The following is a 21,399-nucleotide window of genomic DNA, read 5'->3' on the forward strand; positions in this document are numbered from 1 at the left end:
CGCAAGCAGCACATTGGCGCTGAGTGTTGCTGCCACATAATTTGTCACGCCATAAATAAATGGCGCCTGCTGACGGATCCTGCCCAATCTGTCACGCACCACTGGATCATCCCATGACACTGTGATCATCGACATTGCCGCACTCCTTGCCACATCATTGCCGCCCGCCTGCCATCCATCGCAGGACATGCCGGTCTGGAAACTTCATGAATTCATTGTCATATATCGTTATAGTTGGCCATGTGGACGGATCGGCGCTTGCCTTTTGCCAAGGATGGCACGACAAATAGGATACTGCCCGGTATTCGAGGTCGCGGGAGGATATCCTCCCCATCCCGCCCAATGCCACCCTGCCGCCGTTTTTTCAGGAACATATTGTGCGTCCAGTCTCTTTCTGCATTCCGGCCCTCCTGCTGGCTGGCCTTGTTACCACACAGACCGCCCGGGCCGATGACGCATTGGGACAACCCATGGCCCGGCTTTGCTTCTCGGTGCAATCTGTTGCCGTGGCCGGGGGGTATACCTGGGGCAAGGGGCGGCTGTTTTATGGAACGCACTCCTACCCCGTGCGAATCCGTGGCGGCGGCGCGGTTGGCATCGGCTATTCACATGTCCTTGGTGATGGGGCCGTCTATAACCTGACACGCCTGCCGGACCTCAATGGCACCTATTGGGCGGTCAAGGCAGAAGCCACCGTGGCACGCGGCGGTCATTGGGCCGTGATGGAAAACAACAACAACATCAACATAAAAATTTCCGCCCATACCAACGGCGCCCATCTTTCCGCCGCGGTGATGCGTCTTACCCTTAAAGTGGACCCGACGCGGGGCGACAATGTGAGTGGAGAAGGTCTGTCCTGCAAGGTGGCGCTGTCGCAATATCACCTCCGCTAAGGTCGGGCCTGCCTGCTGACCCGTCCCCTGTATCGCCGGATGGGGATGGGATATGATTGGGCTTTACCCCAAAAAGAAGCAGGTTTTTTATGAGTGATATCCCCCGCGACCTGAACATCACCAAAATACTGGGGGGACGTCCTTCCCCCGATGGCAGCAAGGTCATTTTGGAAGTTGAGGACGCCAACGGTGCAAAACTGCATCTGTCTGTGCCGCCCGCACAACTGGTCAACTGCCTGCCCCTGTTTTCCAAGCTGGCTGCCGACAGTCAGGCCATTGGCGGTGGGACGCCAAACCCGGTTTATGAAATCACGCAATGGGAACTGGCGACCGACAGGACACGGCGCGAAGTGTTCCTGTCCTTCAGCATACCGCCGGGTGGACGGCTGACATTCCACCTTCCCCACCCTGCCCCAAAAGATATTCATGACACGTTGGGACAAATGCTCAAGGCACAGACGCAGGTCACATCCGCCACCCATTGACGGCGTTTACGGCTGTATTGCCATTATGGAACCGAAAGCGTGCTGTCCTGCCGCATCAGGACGTCGCGATACAGGCCAGGCATGTTTTCAAGTTCGGATACACTGCCGTCCTGCACAATCCGCCCGTGGTCCATCACCACGATCCTGTCGAACCCCTGCAAGGTAGACAGACGATGGGCCACGGCAATGACCGTGCGCCCCGCCTGCAGACGATCAAGCGCATCCTGCACATGCTTTTCACTCTGGCTGTCCAGGGCACTTGTCGCTTCGTCAAGGACAAGGATCGGGGCATTGCGTAAAAACGCGCGTGCAATGGCAATGCGCTGACGCTGACCGCCCGACAACATGACGCCCCGTTCCCCCACGATGGTGTCGAACTTCTGCGGCATTGCCATGATAAAATCGAGGCATCCGGCAGCGGAAGCAGCAGCAGCGACCTCTGCATTGCTGGCACCGTCACACCCGTATCGGATGTTGTCGCGCACGCTACGACGCAAAAGCGCGACCTCCTGCGCGACGACCGCCATGCAGCCACGCATACTGTCTTCATCAAGTGCAAGAATATCGATCCCGTCAATCAGGATCTGGCCCTCCTGCAGGAAACGCTGCCGTTGCAGCAGGGCCAGCAAGGTACTTTTCCCTGACCCCGACTGCCCCACAAGCCCGACCCGGCTGGCTGCACGGATATCAAGGTTGAAATGCGACAGGACCGGTTTACCACCAGGATAGGAAAAACATGCATCGCGTATGCTGACATGGCCATGCGCGCGTTGCGGGAGGCTGCGTGACGGCGGGGGATGACTTGACGTTTCATGCGCCAGCAGAAGCTTTTCCAGTGTTTCTGACAGGCGGGAGGCATGCTGCACCGCTTCCACCATGGCGAAAGCAAGGTCACGGGTGCAGTTAAGGATGACAAACCCCAGCGTCGTCACCATGACCACATCACCGATGGTGGCGCGATGCAGATGCCACAACGTCACAACCCAGACCAGCAGGCCACCAGTCATCAACATCGTCAGGCCGGCGTGAAACATCCGCAGTTTTTCAAGATAGCGTAGCGAACGGCGATGTAATCCCGTCTCGTGCCGGATACGCTGGCCCATATGCTGGCACTCCCGCACGGTCATGCCATATGCACGCACCAGCGGCATATTATTGACAATGTCCAGCATCTCGCCATCATTTTCCGCAGCCTGCGCGGCATAATCCCGATGCAGGCCGCGCCCCCGTGTCCCCAGCAGGAAAATCAGGATGGCCGCCCCCACTGTCATGCCCACGATCGACAGTGCCATCCATGGGCTGACGGTCATCAGCATCGCGATGGACATGATGATATTCAACCCGGACGGCAGCAGGGTCCATGCCGTAAGGTTTTCAAGGCTGAAAACCGCATTCGCCGCCGTGGAAATCCGGGCGGACAGGGCGCCGGACATACGTTCGGCGAAATAGGCGACCGAATGCCCCGTCAGGTAACGGAACAGGTCACGACGGATATCGCCCCCGACCTCGACAAACAGGCCCGACGCCATCCAGCCCGCCACCCGCCATGCACAGCCATCCACGAAAATGACCCCGCAGAACGCCACGACCATGGACCATACCACCATCATGTCCGGGCGGGGGGACGCCGCCATGGCATTGACCAGATGCCGGATGATGTAGGACGTACTGACGCCGCACGCCATCGCAAGTGTGACCATCCCAAGGACCAGCAGATGTGCCCACAGGTGGCGACGGACGTAATACGCCATAAACCGCGCCGGATGATGGCGCAGACCTGGCATCGCACCATCGGGAATGGTCACGTCGTCGGAAGGCGGCGTCTTGTCCATAATATGTCCCTACTGCGTGGTGGTTCCGCTCGCCTCATGAACGGTTGCGGTCGCAAGGTGCGTGGCAAGCGCACTGGGAATGCGGGGATCCTTGTCCTTGCTGACGGAAGGCGGCGTCAGATACAGCATGCCCTGAGGAAAGGCCATGAGAACTTTCCTGTTACGCAGGAAATCCATGCCCAGAAGGTTGTATTTCGCCTTCTCTACATTCACATCAAGGGACCGGTCCTTCCACTCCCCGATCGTCACATTGTCAAAATGATGCCGATGCCCGACAAGAATGCGACCAACCACGGTACGCACATGCGGGTCTGCATGCAGCGTGGCATGGGTCAGTCCCAGGGCATGCGCATCCTTTTGCCGCACGACCGACGCATTTGACCCCGGCTCCACCTCCAGCCGCAGGGGAACGCCCCCGACCTGCAACTCCACCCCGGTCTGCACCCCCCGGCCATTGGACAGCAGCGTAACCGGCGTGGCGTCCGGCCCAAGCCATTGCGGCATCGTGTTGCAGGACGCCGTTTCCGACATGCGGAAAAGAACCATCCTCTTTGTCACGAAATCAAGCAGCACATCATAATTGCTCAGGACACTATAGCCGATGATGCCCAGAACAGGCTGGTCGCCTATCATCTCCTGCTTGTCCCCGACCACAATAGCCGGCACATCCGCAGCTTCCCCCTGTGCGATGTGCAAGGATTTGATCGTGGTTGCAAAGGAATAGCTCTGCCCGGCAATGGTCTGGATCTGGAAGGTCTTGCCAATGGGATAATCCATCGTGGGGACGGCAAACACCCCGATATCTTCCTGCGTGAAACTGACATAGGCCACCCCGGACTTGCCATTGATCACCACGGGAATGACCGGGCTGCCGCTGTGTGACATCAGCGGCACATTCATGACATGGGCGACGCAATGCGCAGGCAGCACATTATCGATCATATCTTCGGCGTGGGCTGCCACATGTCCACCGACCATCAGGCAACATAATGCAAGCAGACCGCCCGCCCTGCCCCGCCATGCATGCCAATAACTGCCGTCAGCGGCGGGATTGCGGTGGGAAATGAAGGAAGGTGGCAACGGGTCATCGCGACCCGGACGGTTGAGATGGCTGGAGGACATGCTGCACGAGGGGGCTTTGCTGCGTTTGGAGATCACAGCAGCCTAGCACGAAATGCCCGCAGTGGCAGGCCATGAAATCCCCCACCCCGCAGACCGTCGCACGATCGCGCAAGCGACATAGTGACAGTCACCCTGCGACAATCATCCTGCGACAATCATCCTGCGGCGGTTATCCAGCGGGTTGCCCTGCCATGAAACTTTTATCATTGTTACCGGCGGGATATTTCAGACTGGCCCGTGGCGCATGTACGAACCCGCAGACACAACCGCAGGGCGCACCCCATCAGTTCCCACGCATGGGCGCATGTGTAGTGAGACATTTTGCACCGCCTGCCCGGGCGGGGCCGTCATGACCGGAAGGCGCGATACCGACACGGCATAGGCAGTATCGATACCCCCGGCAAAAAAGAACCCCAGCGCACTGAGTACCATGCCCCGCATGTCGTGCCTCCCTGCCTGAAATGACGCTATCCCCCACAAACGCCCGGAAAGGAAAATCGTTCAGTCCCGACAGTAAAAATACGACCCGCAAGGAGCCACACGGATCAGCCTTCTGGCTTCATACGCAATATCTGCTTTATCCGTGTGAAGATTTTCAGACGCATCCCCAGCATCCAGACCTGCAGACTCCATCCCCGCGCCTGATGATTGAATGGCCCCCTGCCTCCCCGCACCCGATCGGATGGATTGAACAAGGTGGGTTCACACAATTCGACAGCACGCTGGTCACGCGTCAATTGCCGTTCCATACCCAGTTGACTGACACACCAGCCGATAACACCAGGCATGAAGCGTGTGGCCAGGGAAAAAAATTCGGTCGTGCCTGTAATGAAAAGTTCGGAATGGTTGCCACGCGACGCCAGCCAGATCCCCTCGGCCGCCACCTCCGGCTGATAGATCGGCTTGGCTGGGCGCGCGGGCCATCCCATATGGCTCAGCGCATGGCTGAAAAATGGCGTATTCATCGCCGCAGGGAAAACAGAGCATATGCGCACATGGCTTTTTTCCAAGCGCAACTCCCCACGGATCGCCTGCGTAAAGGCACGCACCGCCCCCTTTGCCCCGGCATAGGATGACAGCAGCGGCACACCATGGAATGCAATGGCGGAACAGACATTGACAATGGATCCCTGTCCGCGTGCGCGCATGTGCCGCAATGCAATGCGCGTCCCGTTAACCGTGCCGTGATAGGTCACGTCGGTCACACGCTGGAATTCATTTTCACGCACATCATCGAAACGACCATAAATGCCGGTCCCCGCGCAATTGATCCAGACATCCACAGGACCGAGTTGCGCAATGATCCCATCCGCCGCCGTGCCAAGCGCCACAGTATCCGTCACATCGGCTTCCGCAATGGCGACATCCCCACCCTGCGCACGCACATCCCGCGCCGTTGCCTCCATCGCGGCCATCCCCCGGGCGATGATGCCGACATTCCATCCATGGGTGGCGAACAGCCGGGCCGTGCATCGACCAATCCCAGATGAACCGCCAGTGATGATGACAACTTGTTTTCTGGAATCGTACAATTTACCAACCTTGACGAATTTTACAGGTAAAGCCCCAAAGGATGACCCCACCGGGCATAGTCATACATGCAAGGCATGCACATCATGCCCCCGTGTCACCATTCACAGGAAAATAAAGTGGAAAATATGGCCATGCGCCCAGGACACGACCGGGAAAGGCAATCAAGCCCTCCCTGCGAGGCATCAGGGCTCTTCTGGTGAAGATTTTTCACAATACCTCACCAGGCATCATATTGCCAAATATCCCGCTCCCGAAAACCTTCAATCCCGGTCAGCGGATTATTCCGGCTCTCTTTTTCAGGTCTATTCTACCATAAGGAGGCGATGTTACCCCCCTATATTCACCCCCACGCAATAAATACGAAATGTCCCTGTTCAGGAGGCGGCGCAATCGGCACGACTGTCTGTCACGGCCGAACGCCATAGTGAAAATGCCACCGCAATGACGGCCGGTCCGATAAACAGCCCCAGCAGACCGCAGGCATGCAGCCCCCCCAGAATGGCGGTCAGGACAGCAAGAAACGGAATTTTGGTATTCCCGCTGATCAGCTTGGGACGCACGAAATGATCGCCGAAAAAATAGGCCACACACCCGATAAGCCCGACAATCAGCGCGGCCCCGCCCCCGCTTGCGGCAAAGGTCGTGGCAGCCGCCAGCGCAAGGATCACAGGCCCGCAGAACGGCACGATGCTGACAATGGCCGTCACCAGCATGAACAGTGCCGGATGCGGGGTGCCCGCCATGAAATAGCCGATCCCGATGATGCCCCCTTCCCCCATCCCGACCAGGACAAGACCTGCAACCGTTCCACGCACAGAACCAACGATATTGTCGATGGCATCGGTGGCACGACGGCCAAGGAATTTCTTGCCGACCGCACGGATATCGCCAATCAGGCTTTCAGCGGATACCAAGAAGAAATAGACGGACAGGACCGCAATCATGAAGGTTTCGGCAACCTCCATCAGGCGATGGGTCAGGTTTTTCCCATCAGCCGTGGCAAATGTATGCGAAACAGACCCCAGCCAGGTGCGCAGTTCGTTCGGGTCCGACAGATATTTTTGCCACAGGGGAGCGATCTTTGAACTGCCACCCGGAAGGTCGGCCACCTGCTTTGGAACCGGGATTCCCGTCTGTGATGCCGATTTGGCCCAGTCATAGAGTGACGGCAGGTCCGCCACCGCCTTTGCGACCATGGCCACTAGCGGAACCGCCAGCAATGCAAAGATCCCGACGCTGATGACCAGTGATGCCACCATATTGCCGCATCCGCGCCGACGCAGGACCTGATAGAGGGGAAATGCCGTAATCGACAGGATGATGCCCCATACGAACGCCCCCAGAAAGGACTGCTCGATATACAGCGATGCCATGATGACGAGGCAGACGAAGACCCCCGTGGCAACATACTGAACCCGCGACGTGTTTCCCATGGATCATGGTTTCCTGATATTTCGGCAAGGACGGCACTGTATTACGGATACGATTACCATATCCCGAAGACAGGCGCGAAAATACCCACCGCCGTTCCCTTCGGCGGTGGGCAGGGCTTATTCCCGCAGGTCCCCACGCCCGACCGCGATATAGGTAAAACCGGCGGCCTTGGCCTCCTCGGGTCCATAGATATTGCGCAGGTCCACAAGGACAGGTGTACGCATCAGTCCGTATATTTTTTTCAGGTCCAGCGCGCGCAGGGACTCCCACTCCGTCACGATGGCCACCGCATCCGCCCCGACAACCGCCTGATAAGGATCCTGGAAATAGGTCACATCCCCCATGACCTCACGTGCATGTTCCATCCCGGCGGGGTCGAACGCATGCACCACGCCCCCTGCATCACGCAGGGTCTGGATGATGGCAATGGACGGGGCATCACGCATGTCGTCGGTACGCGGCTTGAACGTCAGGCCCAGCACAGCGATGATGCGGTCACGGATTTCCCCGCCACAGGCAGCGACAATCCTGCGCCCCATCCTGCGCTTGCGCCGTTCATTGACATCGGCCACCGCCTCCACAATGCGGCTGGGGACATCATAATCCTGCCCCGTCTTGATCAGCGCCCTGACATCCTTGGGAAAGCATGACCCGCCAAAGCCCGGACCCGCATGCAGGAATTTCGGCCCGATCCGCTTGTCCAGCCCCATGCCACGCGCAACGTCCTGCACGTTGGCGCCGGTCTTTTCACAGATATCGGCGATTTCGTTGATAAAGGTAATCTTGGTCGCAAGGAATGCATTGGCTGCGTATTTCGTCAATTCCGACGTACGGCGATCCGTGAACAGCAGCGGTGCCTGATTAAGGAACAGCGGACGATAAACCGCAGCCATGACCTCCCTCGCACGCTCATCCTCCACGCCCACGACGATACGGTCGGGAATCTTGAAATCCCCGATCGCGGCCCCCTCGCGCAGGAATTCCGGATTGGATGCCACGGAAAATTCCACATCGGGACGCAGCGAACGCACAAGGCGCTCCACCTCATCACTTGTACCGACAGGGACCGTCGATTTCGTGACGATAACCGCGTACCCCTCAAGGTTCTGCGCGATCTCCCGCGTGACCTGATAGACGAAGGTAAGGTCCGCATGCCCATCCTCCGGGCGTGACGGCGTACCAACGGCGATGAAGATCACTTCGGCGTCCTTCATGCCGACCGCCAGGTCATGTTCGAAGGACAGCCGCCCCGCCGCCACGTTGTCGGCCGTCAGTTCCGCAAGGCCGGGTTCGTATATGGGCATGCGTCCGGCACGCAGCCCCTCGACACGACGCAGATCCCTGTCGATGCAACGGACCTCATGGCCAAAATCAGCAAGGCACGCGCCTGATACCAGACCCACGTAGCCTGCCCCGATGACGGCAATCTTCATCCGCTGTCAGTCCCTTCACAATCTCTTTTGTCAGGCTTAATCAGCACGGAGGCCTCGTCCTGACAAGAGGTCGCGCGGCGACCCGCGACTGCGCAATTTTCCGTAACATCGTGTGTTCGCAGCCCCCGAACGCATATGCCCCCGCCCGCGTTATGCCCCCGCGCCGCCTGCCACCATTCCTCCACAGCGGAAAGTCGCCCAACGATGAGTCATATCCTCAGCCTTCTGGGCAACATGCTGTTTGGCCTTGTCGGCCTCATCCTCGCTGGAATTGTGATGATCGAAGGCGTCCTAGCCGCAATGATGGACACCATCGGCGTGCATGGACAGGCGCAGCGGGCCGTGCTGACCATCGTGCTGATCGCGCTCATCATCGCCGCGTTCCGTGTCTTTGGCCGGATGTTCGGACTGCTGGCGGCGCTTTTCCTGATGCTTGTGCTGCTACAGGCGTTGTTTGGCGATCCGGCGGATGGCGGTCGCACGCACGACCATCATGCCGAAGCGTCGAGTGCCGCCTGGAGGATATAGGCCGCCGCCACCTTGTCCACCACCTGTTCACGGCGCTGTCGGGTCATGTCCACATCCTGGATCAGCATGCGGTTCACCGCCGAGGACGACAGGCGTTCGTCCCACATCGCCGCAGGCAACCCGACCTGTTGCGACAGGTTCATCATCCAGTCACGCGCGGCCTGCGCCGCCGGGCCAAAGCTGCCATCAAGTGACAGCGGCAGCCCCCCCACCAGCGCACCGACATCGTGGCGCCGTGCCAGTTCCCCGATCTCCGCCGCGACAAGGGACAGCTTGCGCCTGCGCACCGTGGTGCATGGCGACGCCAGCATGAGCGAAACATCGGACAGCGCGATCCCGATCGTTTTCTGACCGGGATCGATCCCCATCAGGCGTTGTCCGGGCCGCAGGGCCAATCGCAATTCGGGTATGTTGAACAGGGGCATGGTCTGGGGCTATTATCCTTGGACGTTCCTGCGCGCAGGATATTCTTACCCCGTCACGATGGAAAGTTATTGCTTCATGTCGCTTGATCCCGCGACCGTCCGCCGAATTGCCCGGCTGGCACGGATTGGTATTGACGAATCCGACCTGCAGTCCCTGCCAGGGGAACTGAACGGCATCCTCGGCTGGATCGAACAGCTCAACGAGGTCAATGTCGATGGTATCGCCCCCATGGTCGGGACCGAAACCGCGGTCCTGCGCATGCGCGAGGACGTCGTGACGGATGGGAACATACGCGATGCCGTCCTGTCGAACGCCACCGATACGGCTGGCCCCTATTATACCGTGCCCAAGGTGGTTGAATAATGCTGACAGAACTGACGATCGCCGCAGCTCATGACGGGTTACGCCGACGCGAATTTTCCGCATCCGAACTGGTTGGCGCGCATGTCGATGCGATCGGGCGGCTTAATGGACGGCTCAACGCCTTCATTACCGTGACCTCGGAACAGGCACTGGTTGCGGCAAAGCGTGCCGATGACCTTCTGGCGAGCAAGGATGCCCCGGCCCTGACGGGTATCCCGCTGGGGATCAAGGACCTGTTCTGCACCAATGGCGTGCGCACCACCGCCGCAAGCCGGATGCTGGAAGAATTTGTCCCGCCATATGAAAGCACGGTGACGGCAAACCTTCTGCGTGATGGCGCAGTGTTCGTGGGCAAGACAAACCTTGACGAATTCGCCATGGGTTCAGCCAACATCACCTCGGCTTTTGGCGCCGTCGAAAACCCATGGAAGCGTGAAGGCGATGCACAGACCGCCCTTGTGCCCGGCGGATCGTCTGGCGGGTCGGCTGCGGCTGTCGCGGCGGGCCTTGCCATGGGCGCAACGGGCACGGATACCGGTGGCTCCATCCGTCAGCCTGCCGCCTATTGCGGGATTGTCGGGCTGAAGCCGACCTATGGCCGGTGCAGCCGCTGGGGCACCATTGCGTTCGCAAGTTCCCTTGACCAGGCCGGGCCGATGGCCCGCACGGTGGAAGATTGCGCAATCATGTTGCAATCCATGGCCGGGTTCGACCCCAAGGACAGCACCAGCGTCGATCATCCGCTTGATGACTATCGCGCTGCCTGCTCCACCAGCCTCAAGGGCATGCGCGTGGGCATTCCGCGCGAATACCGGGTGGAGGGAATGCCCGCAGAAATCGAGGCATCATGGCGTCAGGGGATTGAATGGCTGCGTGATGCGGGCTGTGAAATTGTCGATGTGTCCCTGCCACACACCAAATACGGGCTTGCGACCTATTATATCGTCGCCCCTGCGGAATGTTCGTCCAACCTGGCCCGGTATGACGGTGTGCGCTTCGGACGCCGGGTTGCGGCGCCGACACTCGATGAAATGTACGAAAAGACCCGGCGCGAAGGCTTCGGCGCCGAAGTCCGCCGCCGCATCATGGTCGGGACCTATGTCCTGTCTGCGGGCTATTATGACGCCTATTACCTCAAGGCGCAGAAGGTCCGTTCCCTGATCCGTCGTGATTTCACCGAAGCCTTTGAGAAGGTTGACGTCTTGTTGACACCGACTGCCCCTTCCCCGGCCTTTGCGCAAGGCGAAAAGACGGACGATCCGGTCCAGATGTACCTGAATGATGTGTTCACCGTTCCCGCCAGCATGGCCGGCATGCCCGCCATGTCGCTGCCGGTCGGGCTGAGTGAGCGCAAGCTGCCGCTGGGGCTGCAACTGATCGGCCGCCCCTTTGATGAAAAAAGCGTTCTGGCGGCGGGCCATGCGCTGGAACGGGCCGCGGCGTTCACGCATCGTCCCACCATCCGTGCGGAGGGCGTGTGATGTCCTACCTGATCGAAGGCAAGACCGGGACGTGGGAAATCGTCGTGGGCCTGGAGGTCCACGCGCAGGTCATCAGCAAGTCGAAGCTGTTTTCCGGGGCGTCGGCCACCTATGGTGGTGATGCGAACACCCATGTCAGCCTGGTTGATGCGGGTTTTCCCGGCATGTTACCCGTCATCAACCGCGAATGCGTGGCGCAGGCCGTGCGCACGGGCCTGGGCCTGAAGGCGCGCATCAACCTGCAAAGCCGTTTTGACCGGAAAAACTATTTCTACGCCGATCTGCCCACCGGCTACCAGATCAGCCAGTTCACCCACCCCATCGTGGGGGAAGGCACGGTGGAAATCGAACTGTCCGATGGGACAGTGCGCCATATCGGGATCACACGCCTGCATCTGGAACAAGATGCCGGCAAGTCGATGCATGACCAGGACCCGACCCGATCCTTCATCGACCTGAACCGCGCGGGGGTGGCGCTGATGGAAATCGTCAGCGAACCTGACATCCGCTCCCCCGAGGAAGCTGGTGCCTACCTGCGTAAGTTGCGCATGATCCTGCGCTATCTTGGCACCTGTGATGGCAACATGGAGGAAGGCTCCATGCGTGCGGACGTCAACGTTTCCGTACGCAAGAAGGATGAACCCTTCCGCACACGATGCGAAATCAAGAACGTCAATTCGATCCGGTATGTCATGCATGCCATCGAGGTCGAAGCCGCACGGCAGGTGGAGATATGGGAAGCAGGCGGCAGCGTCGATCAGGAAACGCGCCTGTTCGACCCGTCACGTAACGAGACCCGATCCCTGCGCAGCAAGGAAGACGCCCACGATTACCGCTACTTCCCCGATCCGGACCTGCTTCCGCTCGTGATCGAGGAAGAATGGGTGCGTAATTTGGAAAAGGGCCTGCCGGAGCTGCCCGATGACAAGCGCGACCGCTTTGAAAAAGAATATAAAATCCCACATTACGATGCCAATGTCCTGGTAGCGGAGCAGGCGATCGCGGATTATTATGAAACCGTGGCCCGTGGTCGTGATGGGCGATTGGTGGCCAACTGGGTTACAGGGGACCTGTTCGCGGCATTGAACAAAAGCAGTCGCCATATCAGCGACAGCCCGATTTCAGCGCAGGCACTTGGCAGTATGCTGGACCTTGTCGCAGACGGCACGATCAACGGCAAGATCGCCAAGGAAGTCTTCGAAGACATGCTGGAGACCGGTGACAGCGCCGCTGATATTGTCGAACGCAAGGGCCTGAAGCAGGTCACGGATACGGGGGCCATTGATACGGTGGTTGCCGACATCATGACCAAGCACGCTGACAAGGTGGCAGAATACCGCAGTGGCAAGGATCGTTTGTTCGGATTCTTCGTCGGACAGGTGATGAAAGCCATGGCCGGAAAGGCCAATCCGGCCCTCGTGAACGAGGCGCTGAAAAAGGTTTTGTAAAAACTGGATATTTTTTTCATTTGAACGTTTGACGGCGCTGCCGGAACCAGCTACAAGCAGCGCTGCAAACGCCGTGTAGAAATATACGCTTTTCCCCGGCGGAGGGGTGGCCGAGAGGCTGAAGGCGGCGGTTTGCTAAATCGCTGAACGGGGTAACTCGTTCCGTGGGTTCGAATCCCATCCCCTCCGCCAATCAAACCAAATAAGTTATTGTTTTAACTATAACTTATTGGGCCTAGGTATTTTTGGCCCCAAACACAGCCCCAAATCACTTTTTATGTCCGCGTGCGTCCGTGGCCGTTCATCATCTCGGATGAGAGATTTATGGTGTACTCGCGCATCAAATCCCCTTATAATCCCCGTCGCTGCGCCACTCCCATCTCCGTGGGATCTCCGCATGTGGCGCGGCACCTGACGTGGGGTAGAGCAGTCTGGTAGCTCGTCAGGCCCATAACCTGAAGGTCGCCGGTTCAAATCCGGCCCCTGCAACCAGTGCGACGTGCTTGCTGAGTGATACCAATGGTCCCTCCTCAATCAACCACAGAGCATGCCGAGGACGGAAGGCGTATGCCGTGACAGCCGGAGAGACGGCGCCAGTTTTAGTTGCTGCGGCGGTGTGGATGGACATGCCTGTTGCGACAGACCACTTGAGGATGCAGCTTGGGATGGGCGCACATAGCGCAGCAACCCCACCTCTGGAATGGAAGCTGGTATCAAGCCCGGCCCGCGGCAATTGAGCGAAGAACGGCAGGGCCTTAACGGGTTCCTGCCGTTTTCGTTAACACGACATGCCAATGCGTTAGCGTTGTCGATCAACCGTTAACAGCAAAGTTCCCTATCGATCACTTCTGGCACCCTCTCCGCAGACAGAACAGCCGATGCATCCACCGCCAGATCACCACCTGCCCCCGACAAACGGCACAACCCGCGCGCGCGGGCCGCACTGTCCTGCATCCCAATCCTTGACCAGTTCCATCACCCGCGCCCGCAATTTCTCCCGATCGGAGATCAGGCGCGCGGCCTCCCGGTGCCGGGCGTCGTCGTTCTGCGCGAATATCGCTGTTTCGTAACCCACCTGCCGCGACATCTCCACGTCCGGCAGGGAGGATAGCGGGGCATAGGCGACCGGCAGGCTGACCTGCTGCGTCCGCGTCCGGCTGGCCGCCCCCTGGATGCCGACAGTCGGGGCTGCGGTGATCGCGCCAACCGTGAACTGGCCGGATTGGGTGAACGCCCCGGACAACCCCAACGTGACATCGCCTGCGATCGTGCCCACCACCGGGTCGGGCCGTACCTGACTGCATTGGGCGGCCCGGACGGCGCGGACGAATAGCGCGTCCTGAGCCGGTGTCCAATCGCCTGCGTGCGATAGCGACACCGCACCGGCCTGCGCCATGGCTGATTCAATCGTCGCCATGGCATCGGGGATTGTGGTTGGCACAGGGGGAGAATGGGAACAGGCGCATAATCCCATCAGGACGATCCAAAGCGGTGCCCTCATGCCGCACCGTGCAGATACGCCGCGTTGGCCGCGATCAGCGCATCCCGATCCTGCCCGGTGGGAGTTAATCCCGTCGCGGGCAGGAGTTGCATCCACGCCAGCGCGTGCGCCTCCATGATGCGGGACCGGACCCAGCGCCACGTGGCCCGCTGCGTGGTTCCCCACGTCAGCAGCGTCACAAGATCGGTATCTTCGGTGCCTGCGTAGTCCCACAGCAGGAGGCAGTGGCCGCCCGCGCTGCCCGGCGTCTGGTCTCCATGCCCGGCGGGTGCATCCGTATCCCACACGGGGGCCAGAGCACCGCTCTCATCTTCCCACATGTCCGACGCGGCCAACTGCACACCCAGATAGGCGGCAGACAGTCCGGCAGCGATATTGCGGATGCCATTCAGGTCGGACGGATCAGCACTGCCCCACAGCGGATAAAGCGACTGATTGGTCACAGCATAGCCATAGCGCATGGCATCGGTCAGCACATCGACCTCTACCCCGCCATTGTCCGTGCTGGGGTTTCCGGGCACGTATCCGGTGGAGCGTTCATAAAACGTCACGGCCTGCGCGGTGGTCACATCCACCTGAAACCCGCCCAAGGCCGCCGTGGCGCGGACGTGGTTTCCGATCCCGGCGGACGTGCAATCGCCCAGCACGTCGTTGCCCAGCATCAGCGGGGCCGGGTTGATATGATCGCGGATCAGGCGTGGCGGGGCCTGCCGGGCACAGAATCCGCGCATGACGGATAGGGATGGCTGGCCCGCGCGGGTTTCCGCCGGGCGACAGCCGAGTTTGCGATTTGTCATGATTTTCCCAATAAAAAAGGCGGCTCCGAAGAACCGCCTATGGTTAAGCAATCTGTTTTTGTCGTTCCGGGTGGAGCGTCACTACCTGCCGCCGCTGCAACCAGTCCCGCCGGAGATGTTCGACATGAGGGTGAATGCCCCGGCGCTTCTTGATTTGTAAAATCAGCAAGGCAATGTTGGCATTGGCCGCCATGTCTTTGGGATCGCGGCTATAAATACGGTCCCACCCCTCGCACTCCGCCATCCAATCCATCAGTTGCGCGTCGGATGGATAGTACCCGCTGATCGGGCTTTCTGTCAGGGCTACGCCGGTGCAGGCTCCTTGGCCTTCGCGAAAGGGCGCGGCGCATCCTTATCCGCCAGCATGGCGGCGCGCAGGATGCCCACCAGATTGGGCGACCACTTCAACTGCTGCTGCGATCCCTTGCCGTGGCGGCGCGTTGTGTCGAACATCCGGCCATGCTTCGCGCCTGCCTCGGTCATTGAATAATCGCTCGACACGCTGGAACCGGGCGACTTCACCTGATAGCCGATGGTGGTAATCAGCCTGTTCGTGGCAATCGGGCTCAGGCCGATTTCCTTGCCGATCTGCGTGGGCGTCAGGTAATTGTCCTGCGTCGGCGCGGCAATGGACGTGACACCCATCAATTCCAGCGGGTTGACGCCGGACAGTTCCTTCGTGCCGCGAGCGGCCATCAAAAGGCGCTGGTTTTCGTCCAGATGAGACAGGTGCGATGCGACACGCAGGCAGCGTTCAAAAGCTACATCGAAGGCTGGCTTGCGGATGCGCTTGGGTTTCTGGTCGGGTGACTTGATGGCACCGACTTCTCCGCGCTCGTAAGCGTCGAACCGCTCGACGATTTCAATCGTGATATCGGCGGCAATCGCCGTTTCCGACTTGGCCGTGATGAAGATGGCCTGCTTGCGGTTGAGGTAATATGCTTCTGTGGGCCTTCCGCCCTTACTCCCAGAGGTTTGCGACGCGGTGGCGCAAACCCCCATGCGCCCCAATTCCGGCAGATAGCGCACGATGATCTTGCGAATATCGCGCGGGCGATTAAACCCGAGACGCACCCCGAGATCTTCATCCTTGATGCGCAGTTCGCCATCCATGGGCTGTGGATTGATCGCAATTGTGCTATTGGCGTTATCAGCCATGTCCGAAGTATCCTTTCGGTATGTGGTTAGGAGCGGCGCTTGGTGATTCAGACCTTGCGCCGCTCTGCATTTTTAGATACAGATTAATCATGCCTACGTCAACATTAATAGACACAGAAAAACCACGAGGTCGTGGAAGGCCCCGGAAAGATACGGTGGCGCAGCATATAAAGATGCCGCGCGCTCAGTCTGACTTGATTGATGCGTGGGCAAAGCGTCATGGCATCAGCAAACCCGAAGCCATCCGCCGCCTGATCGCTAAGGGGCTTGAGGTGGATAAGCTGGAAGTTTGACGGGAATCGAATCCGTCAGGCAGACAGTCGCATCATTAATCCGAAATCTTGAAATGAACGCGGCAGAGAGACAAATACACAATGAGCGCGTTAAGCTTAGAGCGAATGCGCTGAACACGGGAGCGACATCGGCTGTAACGGTTGGTGTATTGGCACCTATCGCAACAACACTATATAACGTGAGTGGTCACGAACCGATTCGGTCCGTGGTCATACTCGGTATGATCCTGTACCTCCTCGCAGCCACATGGCTGCATAGGTTGGCACAGGACGTGTTAGGAGGCTTGGTAAAATGACGTTCATGGAGCTTATCGCTTTCGTCGTCATGCCTATCGTTCTGGCAGTCGGCGGAACCATCCTCGCCAAAATGCCCATCAGAAATTGAGAAACATGCAAGAACTCAGATTCAGCCCCGTCCCTTAATTGGGGCGGGGTTTTTCATATGCGCATCAATTTCTGACGACTAAGACGCAGGCGGCCCAAGCGTGTCGTCAATCTGCCTCTGCCGCCGGGCCTCACGCCACGCGGCGATGCCGAAAGCCAACACCTGCGAGAACGCCGCGCCGGTCAGGAACAGGCCCAGACCGGCGAGTGCGTGGACCGTCACCCCTGCGAGGCCGAGAAAATGGCAATCTGCGCAATGGCTGCATCACCGCTCAGGGGCGATACACCACGCAGGCGCGGACCAGACATGTCGATCATGGCCTTCAGCAGGTCGATCAGCGTTTCCGCTGCCCCTGCCGCCGTCTTGGCCTGCGTGATAACGGTGCTGGACAGGTTCGCCGCCGTGCCGGTGATCGTGGAAATGATGAGGCTGTCCACCTTCTTCACATCAGCAAGAATGCTGTCGAATGCTGTTTTCACGCTGGCGCTGTTATAGCTGACAGACGTGCTGGACCCGGCGGCGGTCGCAAACGCGGTCAGGCCAGACTTGAGGCCGGAAATCACCGTATCCGCCAGCGCGACATTCGTGGGGCCCATTGCGGCAGACACGAACGAAATGCCAATCGCGGTGTTGGCAAACGACAGGACGGCGTTTCCGTAATCGACGACTTCAGCCACGTTCAGGGTAAATGTGGTGGTCGTGCCGCTCTTGGTCGCGGTGCAGGCTGCCAGCAGGCCAGCCGCCAGCGTTCCGGCCCCGGCACGCAGCAGGGTCCGGCGGGAAATGTTCGGGTTCATAATATGTCCTTGTTGATCGGTCAGGAAACTTTTGTGGGTTCCGGCTTTCCGTCCCTGTTCAGGACCGGGATACCGGCGGACGCCACGGCGCGCTTGGCGGCGGGTTTGTCGGCAACCGACACACGCACGCCGGACTGCCCGGGCTTGAAGTGATTCTCCGCCCATCCGATGTTCAGGCCGATGGTGGTCAGGATCTGATAGGCCACAGCCCACCGGCTGCCTGTATGCGGCGGCGGGATGATGGCCGTAGCTGCACTGCATGCGAATACGAAGATCGCGGCATACAGTGCGTATTGCTCAGGCACTTCGGTCAAAAGAAGCGCGATGACGGCCCCCAGGCCGCCCAACTTTGCGGTGGTGTTCATGTCATGCCTCAATGGCCTGCTGGAACAGGGCGATATGCGGACCATCCGCCGCCCCCGCACCCAGCGATGTGTTGTAATTGACTTTCCAGTACCGGCACTGCGCCGCCGCATCATCGGCCGCGGGAAGCGGGCCCGGCGCGCGGTAGTATTTCAGCCGCGCCATGACGCAGGCATAGGGCAGGTTGCCCGGAAGCTGGGACACCCGCGCGGGCCATTGGGAGGCCAGATCCAGCACCGACCCGCGCAAGGAGGACAGACGCGCATCCGACAGGAACGTGGCCCAGATATCGTCATGGGTGAAGGGTTCCATCTGCCACAGACCACGGGCCGGGCCGGTGCCCCCTGATACGACCTGAACCACATAAGTCAGGCCGCTTTCCGCCAGCGCGGTTCCGGTCATCAGATTGACCGCCGCATCCCCGCCCAGCCCGATATGCTCCAGCGCAGGCACGATTATCTGGCGCTTGAACTGCGCGATGCACAGGCCGGTCATGGCCCGTATCCAAACGCACGGCGGCAGAATGACCATGCGGCATCACCGATCTGTCCCCAGCCAAGCAGGCCGGTCGCCAGCACGATGAATGTCATCGTCACCCACGAGGTCAGTTTAAGGCCGCCCTCGATGCGGGCCAGCCTGCCAGAAATCTCGGCATTTCGTTCCGTGGCGGTGTCGGTCATGTCATCCACGCGCTGCATGATCTCGCTACGGGTCTGGGCCGCCGTGTCAGTGACCGATCGCGTGAGGTCGCGCCTGAGTTCCGAAAACTGGACTGACAGGGTGCTCAGTCCGTCGCGCAGGTTGTCGTGGCCGCCTTCGACCTTGGCCTGACGCTCACGCACGCGAGCAATCTCCTCACGCACGCGCGCCAGATCCTCGACCGTGGCGCAGCGCACGGAAGCAGCCTGCCGGGACTGATCCTCGGCAGGATAAATTGCATTGGTAGGCATTGTTGTTATCCTGTGAGGGTTCAGAGAACCTTGCGCCACGAAATGATGGTGCGCTTCCCGGCCCCGGACCCGAAAATATCCACGACGTAGAGGTTCCCGCCGACGCCAATGTGGTATGTCCCCCACGCGTTCGACGAGAGATAGAATGTGCTGTCGATCACCGTGGCGGTGGTGGTCACTGTGCCGCCGTCGAGGGTGTATCCCTTGAACGATGTCGTGCCCCACGCGGCTGTCTCGTAGATATCGACCGGCGTGATGCTGCCGGATGTGGAAACAATCGACAGTGATCCGGTGGCACTGGCGGAATAGGCCATGGTCAACGTCAGGCCGCTGGAACCCAGAGCCAGAGACAGACTGCTTCCTGATGCGGACAGGTCGCCCGTCACTGACCCCTGCACGGCGTTAATCGTGTTCTGCACAAACGCTGTTGACGCCGCGTAATTTCCGTTGTCGCCGGTTGTGCGTGTTGAAAGGTTGACCCTGCCCGTGATCTCAAAATCGCCATTTACTGCGATATAGCCATCCGCCGCATTGTAGTTCAGCCATTCCTTGCCACCGAACTGGATTCCGTTATTGCCTGATAAAACCCAATTCCCCTTCCCATCAGTCGTCAGTGTGCCGTCGTCGATGGATGGCTTGGTGATCGTCGGCGTGGTCAGGGTGCCGTCTGTCACCAGCGCATATTTTGACATTCCGGTGATGGTCTCATACGTCGCGGCGGCGTTGTTCACCTGCGTATTGAGCGCTGCAACTGTCGCGTAGGTCGATGCTGCCGTGGTCTGACTCACGAACCGTGCGGCAGCGGATTCCGTATTGAGGGCCGCTGTTGTGCTGTCTGTCGTCGTGGTATCGGGGACGTAAGCGGATGTGGTGACGCTGAGGGTGTCGGTTTTCGTGCCGCCTCGGACGGCGATCCCCTTATCCCCGAACTTGGCATCCCGCGAAACACCCTGGTCCGGGTCTGCAAAATAAGCGGACGCAAAACGCTGTTCCCCAAGGAAGCTGTTGCCGCCACTCAATTGCGAGTACGTTTCCGCCGCGACGGTGGCCGTCAGATACGATGACAGGTCAGGAGTGCTGCATATCTGTGGCACGCCCGAACTGTCCACAGAACAGACCGGAACTGTGGGCATTACCGATTGGTATTGCCCATTGGGAAGCCGATAGGCCATGCGCGCATCCGTTGTCCCCGCCGTTCCCGAAGCCGTGCAGAGCAACGGAGTTCCGTCACTCTGGACGCCGCATGTCGGGGCGGTGGCCAGGACGGACGCATATTGGCCGCTGGACGTTTTGTAGGACAATCGCGCATCGGACGCGCGCGCCCACGTGGGGCAGAGCGCCAGCGCAAGGGCAACGAGGATATTTACAGCTTTCACAATGCCGCTCCGCAATAAAAAACCGCCTCAATGGGCGGTTGCAAAAGGCGCGATCAACGAACGCGGCCGTCAGGTTGTGGTGGTGGTCGTGGTGGTCGTCGTCGTCGTTGTGGTCGTGGGGGTATAGATGCTGCCGACCGGGTATTTTTTGTCGGCGTCCAGTGCGTATGCAAAGCCAGTCGGCGTGGTTAGGCCGTCCAGACTGCTGAGTGATTGTGTCGCCACAACCGTACCGGACGCGCCCACAACCACAGCATCAGGAACGGTCGGTGTAGCCCCCTTGAGATAGAAATATTCAGGCTGCTTGATGTAATCAACCGTTCTATACAGAATATAGTTCTGATATGTGGTAGACATGTTCTGATATCCTTATGAATTGGGTGCGGCGGGAAGTGTTGAACTGCTGGTATCGGTCCCGTTGATTATGGCTTTCAGGGACCGGATATACGCCACCCAATCGGCGGGCGTTGGCTCGTTGATCGCCCCATACTCGGCATAGACCCATTGGACCGCCAGCGCATGAGCGCGCTGGGCCTGCATGTCCAGCGGGACGGCGGGGGGAACGGGGGTGCATTCAACAATCCTGCCGTTGTGGACCCCGTGGCCGACAGGGAGCCTGTTGGACCATTCGTCAGCGGTCAGGGGCACCATGTCCGAGGCGGCCGGCACCTTGCTGATGCTCTTCATCCCCCACACATCGTACCAACCAGTGACCGGCGTGGGTTGCGCGGCACTTGTGTCGTATCGTGCGTAAAACCGCGCAGGATATAATGATTTAACGTCGGGCATGTTTACCTCGTG

The 21,399-nt window shown here is 59.5% G+C and carries 27 protein-coding genes and 2 tRNA genes (1 of these 29 only partly in view); 9 read left to right on the forward strand and 20 right to left on the reverse strand.

Annotated features, from left to right (window positions below; translation table 11 throughout):
• Positions 1-135, reverse strand: the 5' portion of a protein-coding gene (locus tag IFJ82_RS09345; protein ID WP_225578617.1) for a hydroxyethylthiazole kinase. 657 nt of this gene lie to the left of the window's left edge; 135 of the gene's 792 nt are visible here — the first part of the coding sequence; its start codon is at positions 133-135; its stop codon lies off the left edge, out of view.
• Between the two features lie 242 nt (positions 136-377).
• On the opposite strand from IFJ82_RS09345, the gene IFJ82_RS09350 reads away from it, so the two are divergent.
• Positions 378-893 (forward strand): hypothetical protein, encoded by a 516-nt coding sequence (locus IFJ82_RS09350; protein ID WP_075595588.1) that lies wholly within the window; start codon positions 378-380, stop codon positions 891-893.
• A gap of 89 nt (positions 894-982) precedes the next feature.
• Positions 983-1,378: a hypothetical protein gene (locus IFJ82_RS09355; protein WP_003619525.1), complete on the forward strand. Its 396-nt coding sequence runs from the start codon at positions 983-985 to the stop codon at positions 1,376-1,378.
• A 23-nt stretch (positions 1,379-1,401) separates the two neighbouring features.
• On the opposite strand, the gene IFJ82_RS09360 is transcribed toward IFJ82_RS09355, so the two are convergent.
• The 6 genes from IFJ82_RS09360 to IFJ82_RS09385 all read right to left on the reverse strand — a co-directional run bounded on the left by IFJ82_RS09360 (position 1,402) and on the right by IFJ82_RS09385 (position 8,732).
• On the reverse strand, positions 1,402-3,210 hold the full coding sequence (locus IFJ82_RS09360; RefSeq protein ID WP_192264087.1) for an ABC transporter ATP-binding protein: 1,809 nt from the start codon (positions 3,208-3,210) through the stop codon (positions 1,402-1,404).
• Positions 3,211-3,219: 9 nt separating this feature from the next.
• On the reverse strand, positions 3,220-4,332 hold the full coding sequence (locus IFJ82_RS09365) for a retroviral-like aspartic protease family protein (RefSeq protein WP_003619523.1): 1,113 nt from the start codon (positions 4,330-4,332) through the stop codon (positions 3,220-3,222).
• Between the two features lie 225 nt (positions 4,333-4,557).
• Positions 4,558-4,773 carry a hypothetical protein gene (locus tag IFJ82_RS09370; protein WP_192264089.1) on the reverse strand — a complete coding sequence of 72 codons (216 nt, stop codon included), beginning with the start codon at positions 4,771-4,773 and terminating at the stop codon, positions 4,558-4,560.
• Between the two features lie 104 nt (positions 4,774-4,877).
• Positions 4,878-5,864, reverse strand: coding sequence for an SDR family oxidoreductase (locus IFJ82_RS09375; RefSeq protein WP_192264091.1), 987 nt, complete (start codon positions 5,862-5,864; stop codon positions 4,878-4,880).
• A gap of 375 nt (positions 5,865-6,239) precedes the next feature.
• Positions 6,240-7,298, reverse strand: coding sequence for an AI-2E family transporter (locus IFJ82_RS09380; RefSeq protein WP_192264094.1), 1,059 nt, complete (start codon positions 7,296-7,298; stop codon positions 6,240-6,242).
• Positions 7,299-7,415: 117 nt separating this feature from the next.
• Positions 7,416-8,732, reverse strand: a complete 1,317-nt coding sequence (locus IFJ82_RS09385) for a UDP-glucose dehydrogenase family protein (RefSeq protein WP_192264097.1) — start codon at positions 8,730-8,732, stop codon at positions 7,416-7,418.
• Between the two features lie 204 nt (positions 8,733-8,936).
• On the opposite strand from IFJ82_RS09385, the gene IFJ82_RS09390 reads away from it, so the two are divergent.
• The gene (locus tag IFJ82_RS09390) at positions 8,937-9,260 is read left to right on the forward strand and encodes a hypothetical protein (RefSeq protein WP_062809189.1); all 324 of its coding nucleotides are present in this window, start codon (positions 8,937-8,939) and stop codon (positions 9,258-9,260) included.
• Here the strand turns inward: IFJ82_RS09390 and ruvX are convergent.
• Positions 9,224-9,685, reverse strand: coding sequence for a Holliday junction resolvase RuvX (gene ruvX / locus IFJ82_RS09395; RefSeq protein WP_003619514.1), 462 nt, complete (start codon positions 9,683-9,685; stop codon positions 9,224-9,226). The genes IFJ82_RS09390 and ruvX overlap by 37 nt on opposite strands.
• Positions 9,686-9,761: 76 nt before the next feature.
• On the opposite strand from ruvX, the gene gatC reads away from it, so the two are divergent.
• From gatC to IFJ82_RS09420, 5 genes are all read left to right on the forward strand, one after another.
• Positions 9,762-10,049, forward strand: coding sequence for an Asp-tRNA(Asn)/Glu-tRNA(Gln) amidotransferase subunit GatC (gene gatC / locus IFJ82_RS09400; RefSeq protein WP_040511880.1), 288 nt, complete (start codon positions 9,762-9,764; stop codon positions 10,047-10,049).
• Positions 10,049-11,530: an Asp-tRNA(Asn)/Glu-tRNA(Gln) amidotransferase subunit GatA gene (gatA, locus tag IFJ82_RS09405; protein ID WP_062809190.1), complete on the forward strand. Its 1,482-nt coding sequence runs from the start codon at positions 10,049-10,051 to the stop codon at positions 11,528-11,530. The genes gatC and gatA overlap by 1 nt, the downstream gene beginning before the upstream one ends.
• Complete coding sequence (gene gatB, locus IFJ82_RS09410; protein ID WP_192264099.1) at positions 11,530-12,978, forward strand: Asp-tRNA(Asn)/Glu-tRNA(Gln) amidotransferase subunit GatB; 1,449 nt, start codon at positions 11,530-11,532, stop codon at positions 12,976-12,978. The genes gatA and gatB overlap by 1 nt, the downstream gene beginning before the upstream one ends.
• Positions 12,979-13,078: 100 nt before the next feature.
• Positions 13,079-13,170 (forward strand) — tRNA-Ser (locus tag IFJ82_RS09415).
• A 223-nt stretch (positions 13,171-13,393) separates the two neighbouring features.
• Positions 13,394-13,470: transfer RNA gene (locus IFJ82_RS09420), tRNA-Met, on the forward strand.
• Positions 13,471-13,873: 403 nt separating this feature from the next.
• On the opposite strand, the gene IFJ82_RS09425 is transcribed toward IFJ82_RS09420, so the two are convergent.
• The 4 genes from IFJ82_RS09425 to IFJ82_RS09440 are packed head-to-tail and all read right to left on the reverse strand — an operon-like array spanning position 13,874 to position 16,434.
• Positions 13,874-14,479: a hypothetical protein gene (locus tag IFJ82_RS09425; RefSeq protein WP_192264100.1), complete on the reverse strand. Its 606-nt coding sequence runs from the start codon at positions 14,477-14,479 to the stop codon at positions 13,874-13,876.
• A complete protein-coding gene (locus IFJ82_RS09430; RefSeq protein WP_192264102.1) occupies positions 14,476-15,276 on the reverse strand; it encodes a hypothetical protein in 801 nt (266 codons plus the stop codon). The genes IFJ82_RS09425 and IFJ82_RS09430 overlap by 4 nt, the downstream gene beginning before the upstream one ends.
• A gap of 43 nt (positions 15,277-15,319) precedes the next feature.
• Positions 15,320-15,520, reverse strand: a complete 201-nt coding sequence (locus IFJ82_RS09435; RefSeq protein ID WP_192264104.1) for a hypothetical protein — start codon at positions 15,518-15,520, stop codon at positions 15,320-15,322.
• Positions 15,521-15,579: 59 nt separating this feature from the next.
• On the reverse strand, positions 15,580-16,434 hold the full coding sequence (locus IFJ82_RS09440) for a Rha family transcriptional regulator (protein ID WP_225578618.1): 855 nt from the start codon (positions 16,432-16,434) through the stop codon (positions 15,580-15,582).
• Positions 16,435-16,589: 155 nt separating this feature from the next.
• On the opposite strand from IFJ82_RS09440, the gene IFJ82_RS09445 reads away from it, so the two are divergent.
• Positions 16,590-16,727 (forward strand): ribbon-helix-helix protein, CopG family, encoded by a 138-nt coding sequence (locus IFJ82_RS09445; protein ID WP_225578619.1) that lies wholly within the window; start codon positions 16,590-16,592, stop codon positions 16,725-16,727.
• A gap of 463 nt (positions 16,728-17,190) precedes the next feature.
• Here the strand turns inward: IFJ82_RS09445 and IFJ82_RS09450 are convergent, their stop codons facing one another.
• From IFJ82_RS09450 to IFJ82_RS09485, 8 genes are all read right to left on the reverse strand, one after another.
• A complete protein-coding gene (locus tag IFJ82_RS09450) occupies positions 17,191-17,334 on the reverse strand; it encodes a hypothetical protein (RefSeq protein ID WP_192264107.1) in 144 nt (47 codons plus the stop codon).
• On the reverse strand, positions 17,331-17,909 hold the full coding sequence (locus tag IFJ82_RS09455; RefSeq protein ID WP_192264109.1) for a hypothetical protein: 579 nt from the start codon (positions 17,907-17,909) through the stop codon (positions 17,331-17,333). Before IFJ82_RS09455 ends, IFJ82_RS09450 begins: the two co-directional genes overlap by 4 nt.
• Before the next feature lie 20 nt (positions 17,910-17,929).
• Positions 17,930-18,274: a hypothetical protein gene (locus IFJ82_RS09460; protein WP_192264111.1), complete on the reverse strand. Its 345-nt coding sequence runs from the start codon at positions 18,272-18,274 to the stop codon at positions 17,930-17,932.
• A 1-nt stretch (position 18,275) separates the two neighbouring features.
• Positions 18,276-18,767, reverse strand: coding sequence for a hypothetical protein (locus IFJ82_RS09465; protein WP_192264113.1), 492 nt, complete (start codon positions 18,765-18,767; stop codon positions 18,276-18,278).
• Complete coding sequence (locus IFJ82_RS09470; protein ID WP_192264116.1) at positions 18,764-19,222, reverse strand: hypothetical protein; 459 nt, start codon at positions 19,220-19,222, stop codon at positions 18,764-18,766. Before IFJ82_RS09470 ends, IFJ82_RS09465 begins: the two co-directional genes overlap by 4 nt.
• Before the next feature lie 20 nt (positions 19,223-19,242).
• A complete protein-coding gene (locus tag IFJ82_RS09475) occupies positions 19,243-20,598 on the reverse strand; it encodes a hypothetical protein (RefSeq protein ID WP_192264118.1) in 1,356 nt (451 codons plus the stop codon).
• Positions 20,599-20,667: 69 nt separating this feature from the next.
• On the reverse strand, positions 20,668-20,955 hold the full coding sequence (locus IFJ82_RS09480; protein WP_192264121.1) for a hypothetical protein: 288 nt from the start codon (positions 20,953-20,955) through the stop codon (positions 20,668-20,670).
• Between the two features lie 12 nt (positions 20,956-20,967).
• Positions 20,968-21,387: a hypothetical protein gene (locus IFJ82_RS09485; protein ID WP_192264124.1), complete on the reverse strand. Its 420-nt coding sequence runs from the start codon at positions 21,385-21,387 to the stop codon at positions 20,968-20,970.
• Positions 21,388-21,399: the final 12 nt, after the last annotated feature.

This window comes from Novacetimonas hansenii, assembly GCF_014843995.1.
Taxonomy (GTDB): Bacteria; Pseudomonadota; Alphaproteobacteria; order Acetobacterales; family Acetobacteraceae; genus Novacetimonas; species Novacetimonas hansenii.

What these genes read in the sequence shown, in the direction of transcription:
- IFJ82_RS09440 (WP_225578618.1), bottom strand. Translation starts at nt 16,434, where the DNA reads ATGGCTGATAACGCCAATAGCACAATTGCGATCAATCCACAGCCCATG.
- gatA (WP_062809190.1), top strand. Translation starts at nt 10,049, where the DNA reads ATGCTGACAGAACTGACGATCGCCGCAGCTCATGACGGGTTACGCCGA.
- IFJ82_RS09385 (WP_192264097.1), bottom strand. Translation starts at nt 8,732, where the DNA reads ATGAAGATTGCCGTCATCGGGGCAGGCTACGTGGGTCTGGTATCAGGC.
- IFJ82_RS09365 (WP_003619523.1), bottom strand. Translation starts at nt 4,332, where the DNA reads ATGTCCTCCAGCCATCTCAACCGTCCGGGTCGCGATGACCCGTTGCCA.
- IFJ82_RS09380 (WP_192264094.1), bottom strand. Translation starts at nt 7,298, where the DNA reads ATGGGAAACACGTCGCGGGTTCAGTATGTTGCCACGGGGGTCTTCGTC.
- IFJ82_RS09460 (WP_192264111.1), bottom strand. Translation starts at nt 18,274, where the DNA reads ATGAACACCACCGCAAAGTTGGGCGGCCTGGGGGCCGTCATCGCGCTT.
- IFJ82_RS09465 (WP_192264113.1), bottom strand. Translation starts at nt 18,767, where the DNA reads ATGACCGGCCTGTGCATCGCGCAGTTCAAGCGCCAGATAATCGTGCCT.
- IFJ82_RS09360 (WP_192264087.1), bottom strand. Translation starts at nt 3,210, where the DNA reads ATGGACAAGACGCCGCCTTCCGACGACGTGACCATTCCCGATGGTGCG.
- ruvX (WP_003619514.1), bottom strand. Translation starts at nt 9,685, where the DNA reads ATGCCCCTGTTCAACATACCCGAATTGCGATTGGCCCTGCGGCCCGGA.
- IFJ82_RS09485 (WP_192264124.1), bottom strand. Translation starts at nt 21,387, where the DNA reads ATGCCCGACGTTAAATCATTATATCCTGCGCGGTTTTACGCACGATAC.
- IFJ82_RS09455 (WP_192264109.1), bottom strand. Translation starts at nt 17,909, where the DNA reads ATGAACCCGAACATTTCCCGCCGGACCCTGCTGCGTGCCGGGGCCGGA.
- IFJ82_RS09425 (WP_192264100.1), bottom strand. Translation starts at nt 14,479, where the DNA reads ATGAGGGCACCGCTTTGGATCGTCCTGATGGGATTATGCGCCTGTTCC.
- IFJ82_RS09355 (WP_003619525.1), top strand. Translation starts at nt 983, where the DNA reads ATGAGTGATATCCCCCGCGACCTGAACATCACCAAAATACTGGGGGGA.
- IFJ82_RS09430 (WP_192264102.1), bottom strand. Translation starts at nt 15,276, where the DNA reads ATGACAAATCGCAAACTCGGCTGTCGCCCGGCGGAAACCCGCGCGGGC.
- IFJ82_RS09390 (WP_062809189.1), top strand. Translation starts at nt 8,937, where the DNA reads ATGAGTCATATCCTCAGCCTTCTGGGCAACATGCTGTTTGGCCTTGTC.
- IFJ82_RS09480 (WP_192264121.1), bottom strand. Translation starts at nt 20,955, where the DNA reads ATGTCTACCACATATCAGAACTATATTCTGTATAGAACGGTTGATTAC.
- gatC (WP_040511880.1), top strand. Translation starts at nt 9,762, where the DNA reads ATGTCGCTTGATCCCGCGACCGTCCGCCGAATTGCCCGGCTGGCACGG.
- IFJ82_RS09370 (WP_192264089.1), bottom strand. Translation starts at nt 4,773, where the DNA reads ATGCGGGGCATGGTACTCAGTGCGCTGGGGTTCTTTTTTGCCGGGGGT.
- IFJ82_RS09470 (WP_192264116.1), bottom strand. Translation starts at nt 19,222, where the DNA reads ATGCCTACCAATGCAATTTATCCTGCCGAGGATCAGTCCCGGCAGGCT.
- gatB (WP_192264099.1), top strand. Translation starts at nt 11,530, where the DNA reads ATGTCCTACCTGATCGAAGGCAAGACCGGGACGTGGGAAATCGTCGTG.
- IFJ82_RS09435 (WP_192264104.1), bottom strand. Translation starts at nt 15,520, where the DNA reads ATGGCGGAGTGCGAGGGGTGGGACCGTATTTATAGCCGCGATCCCAAA.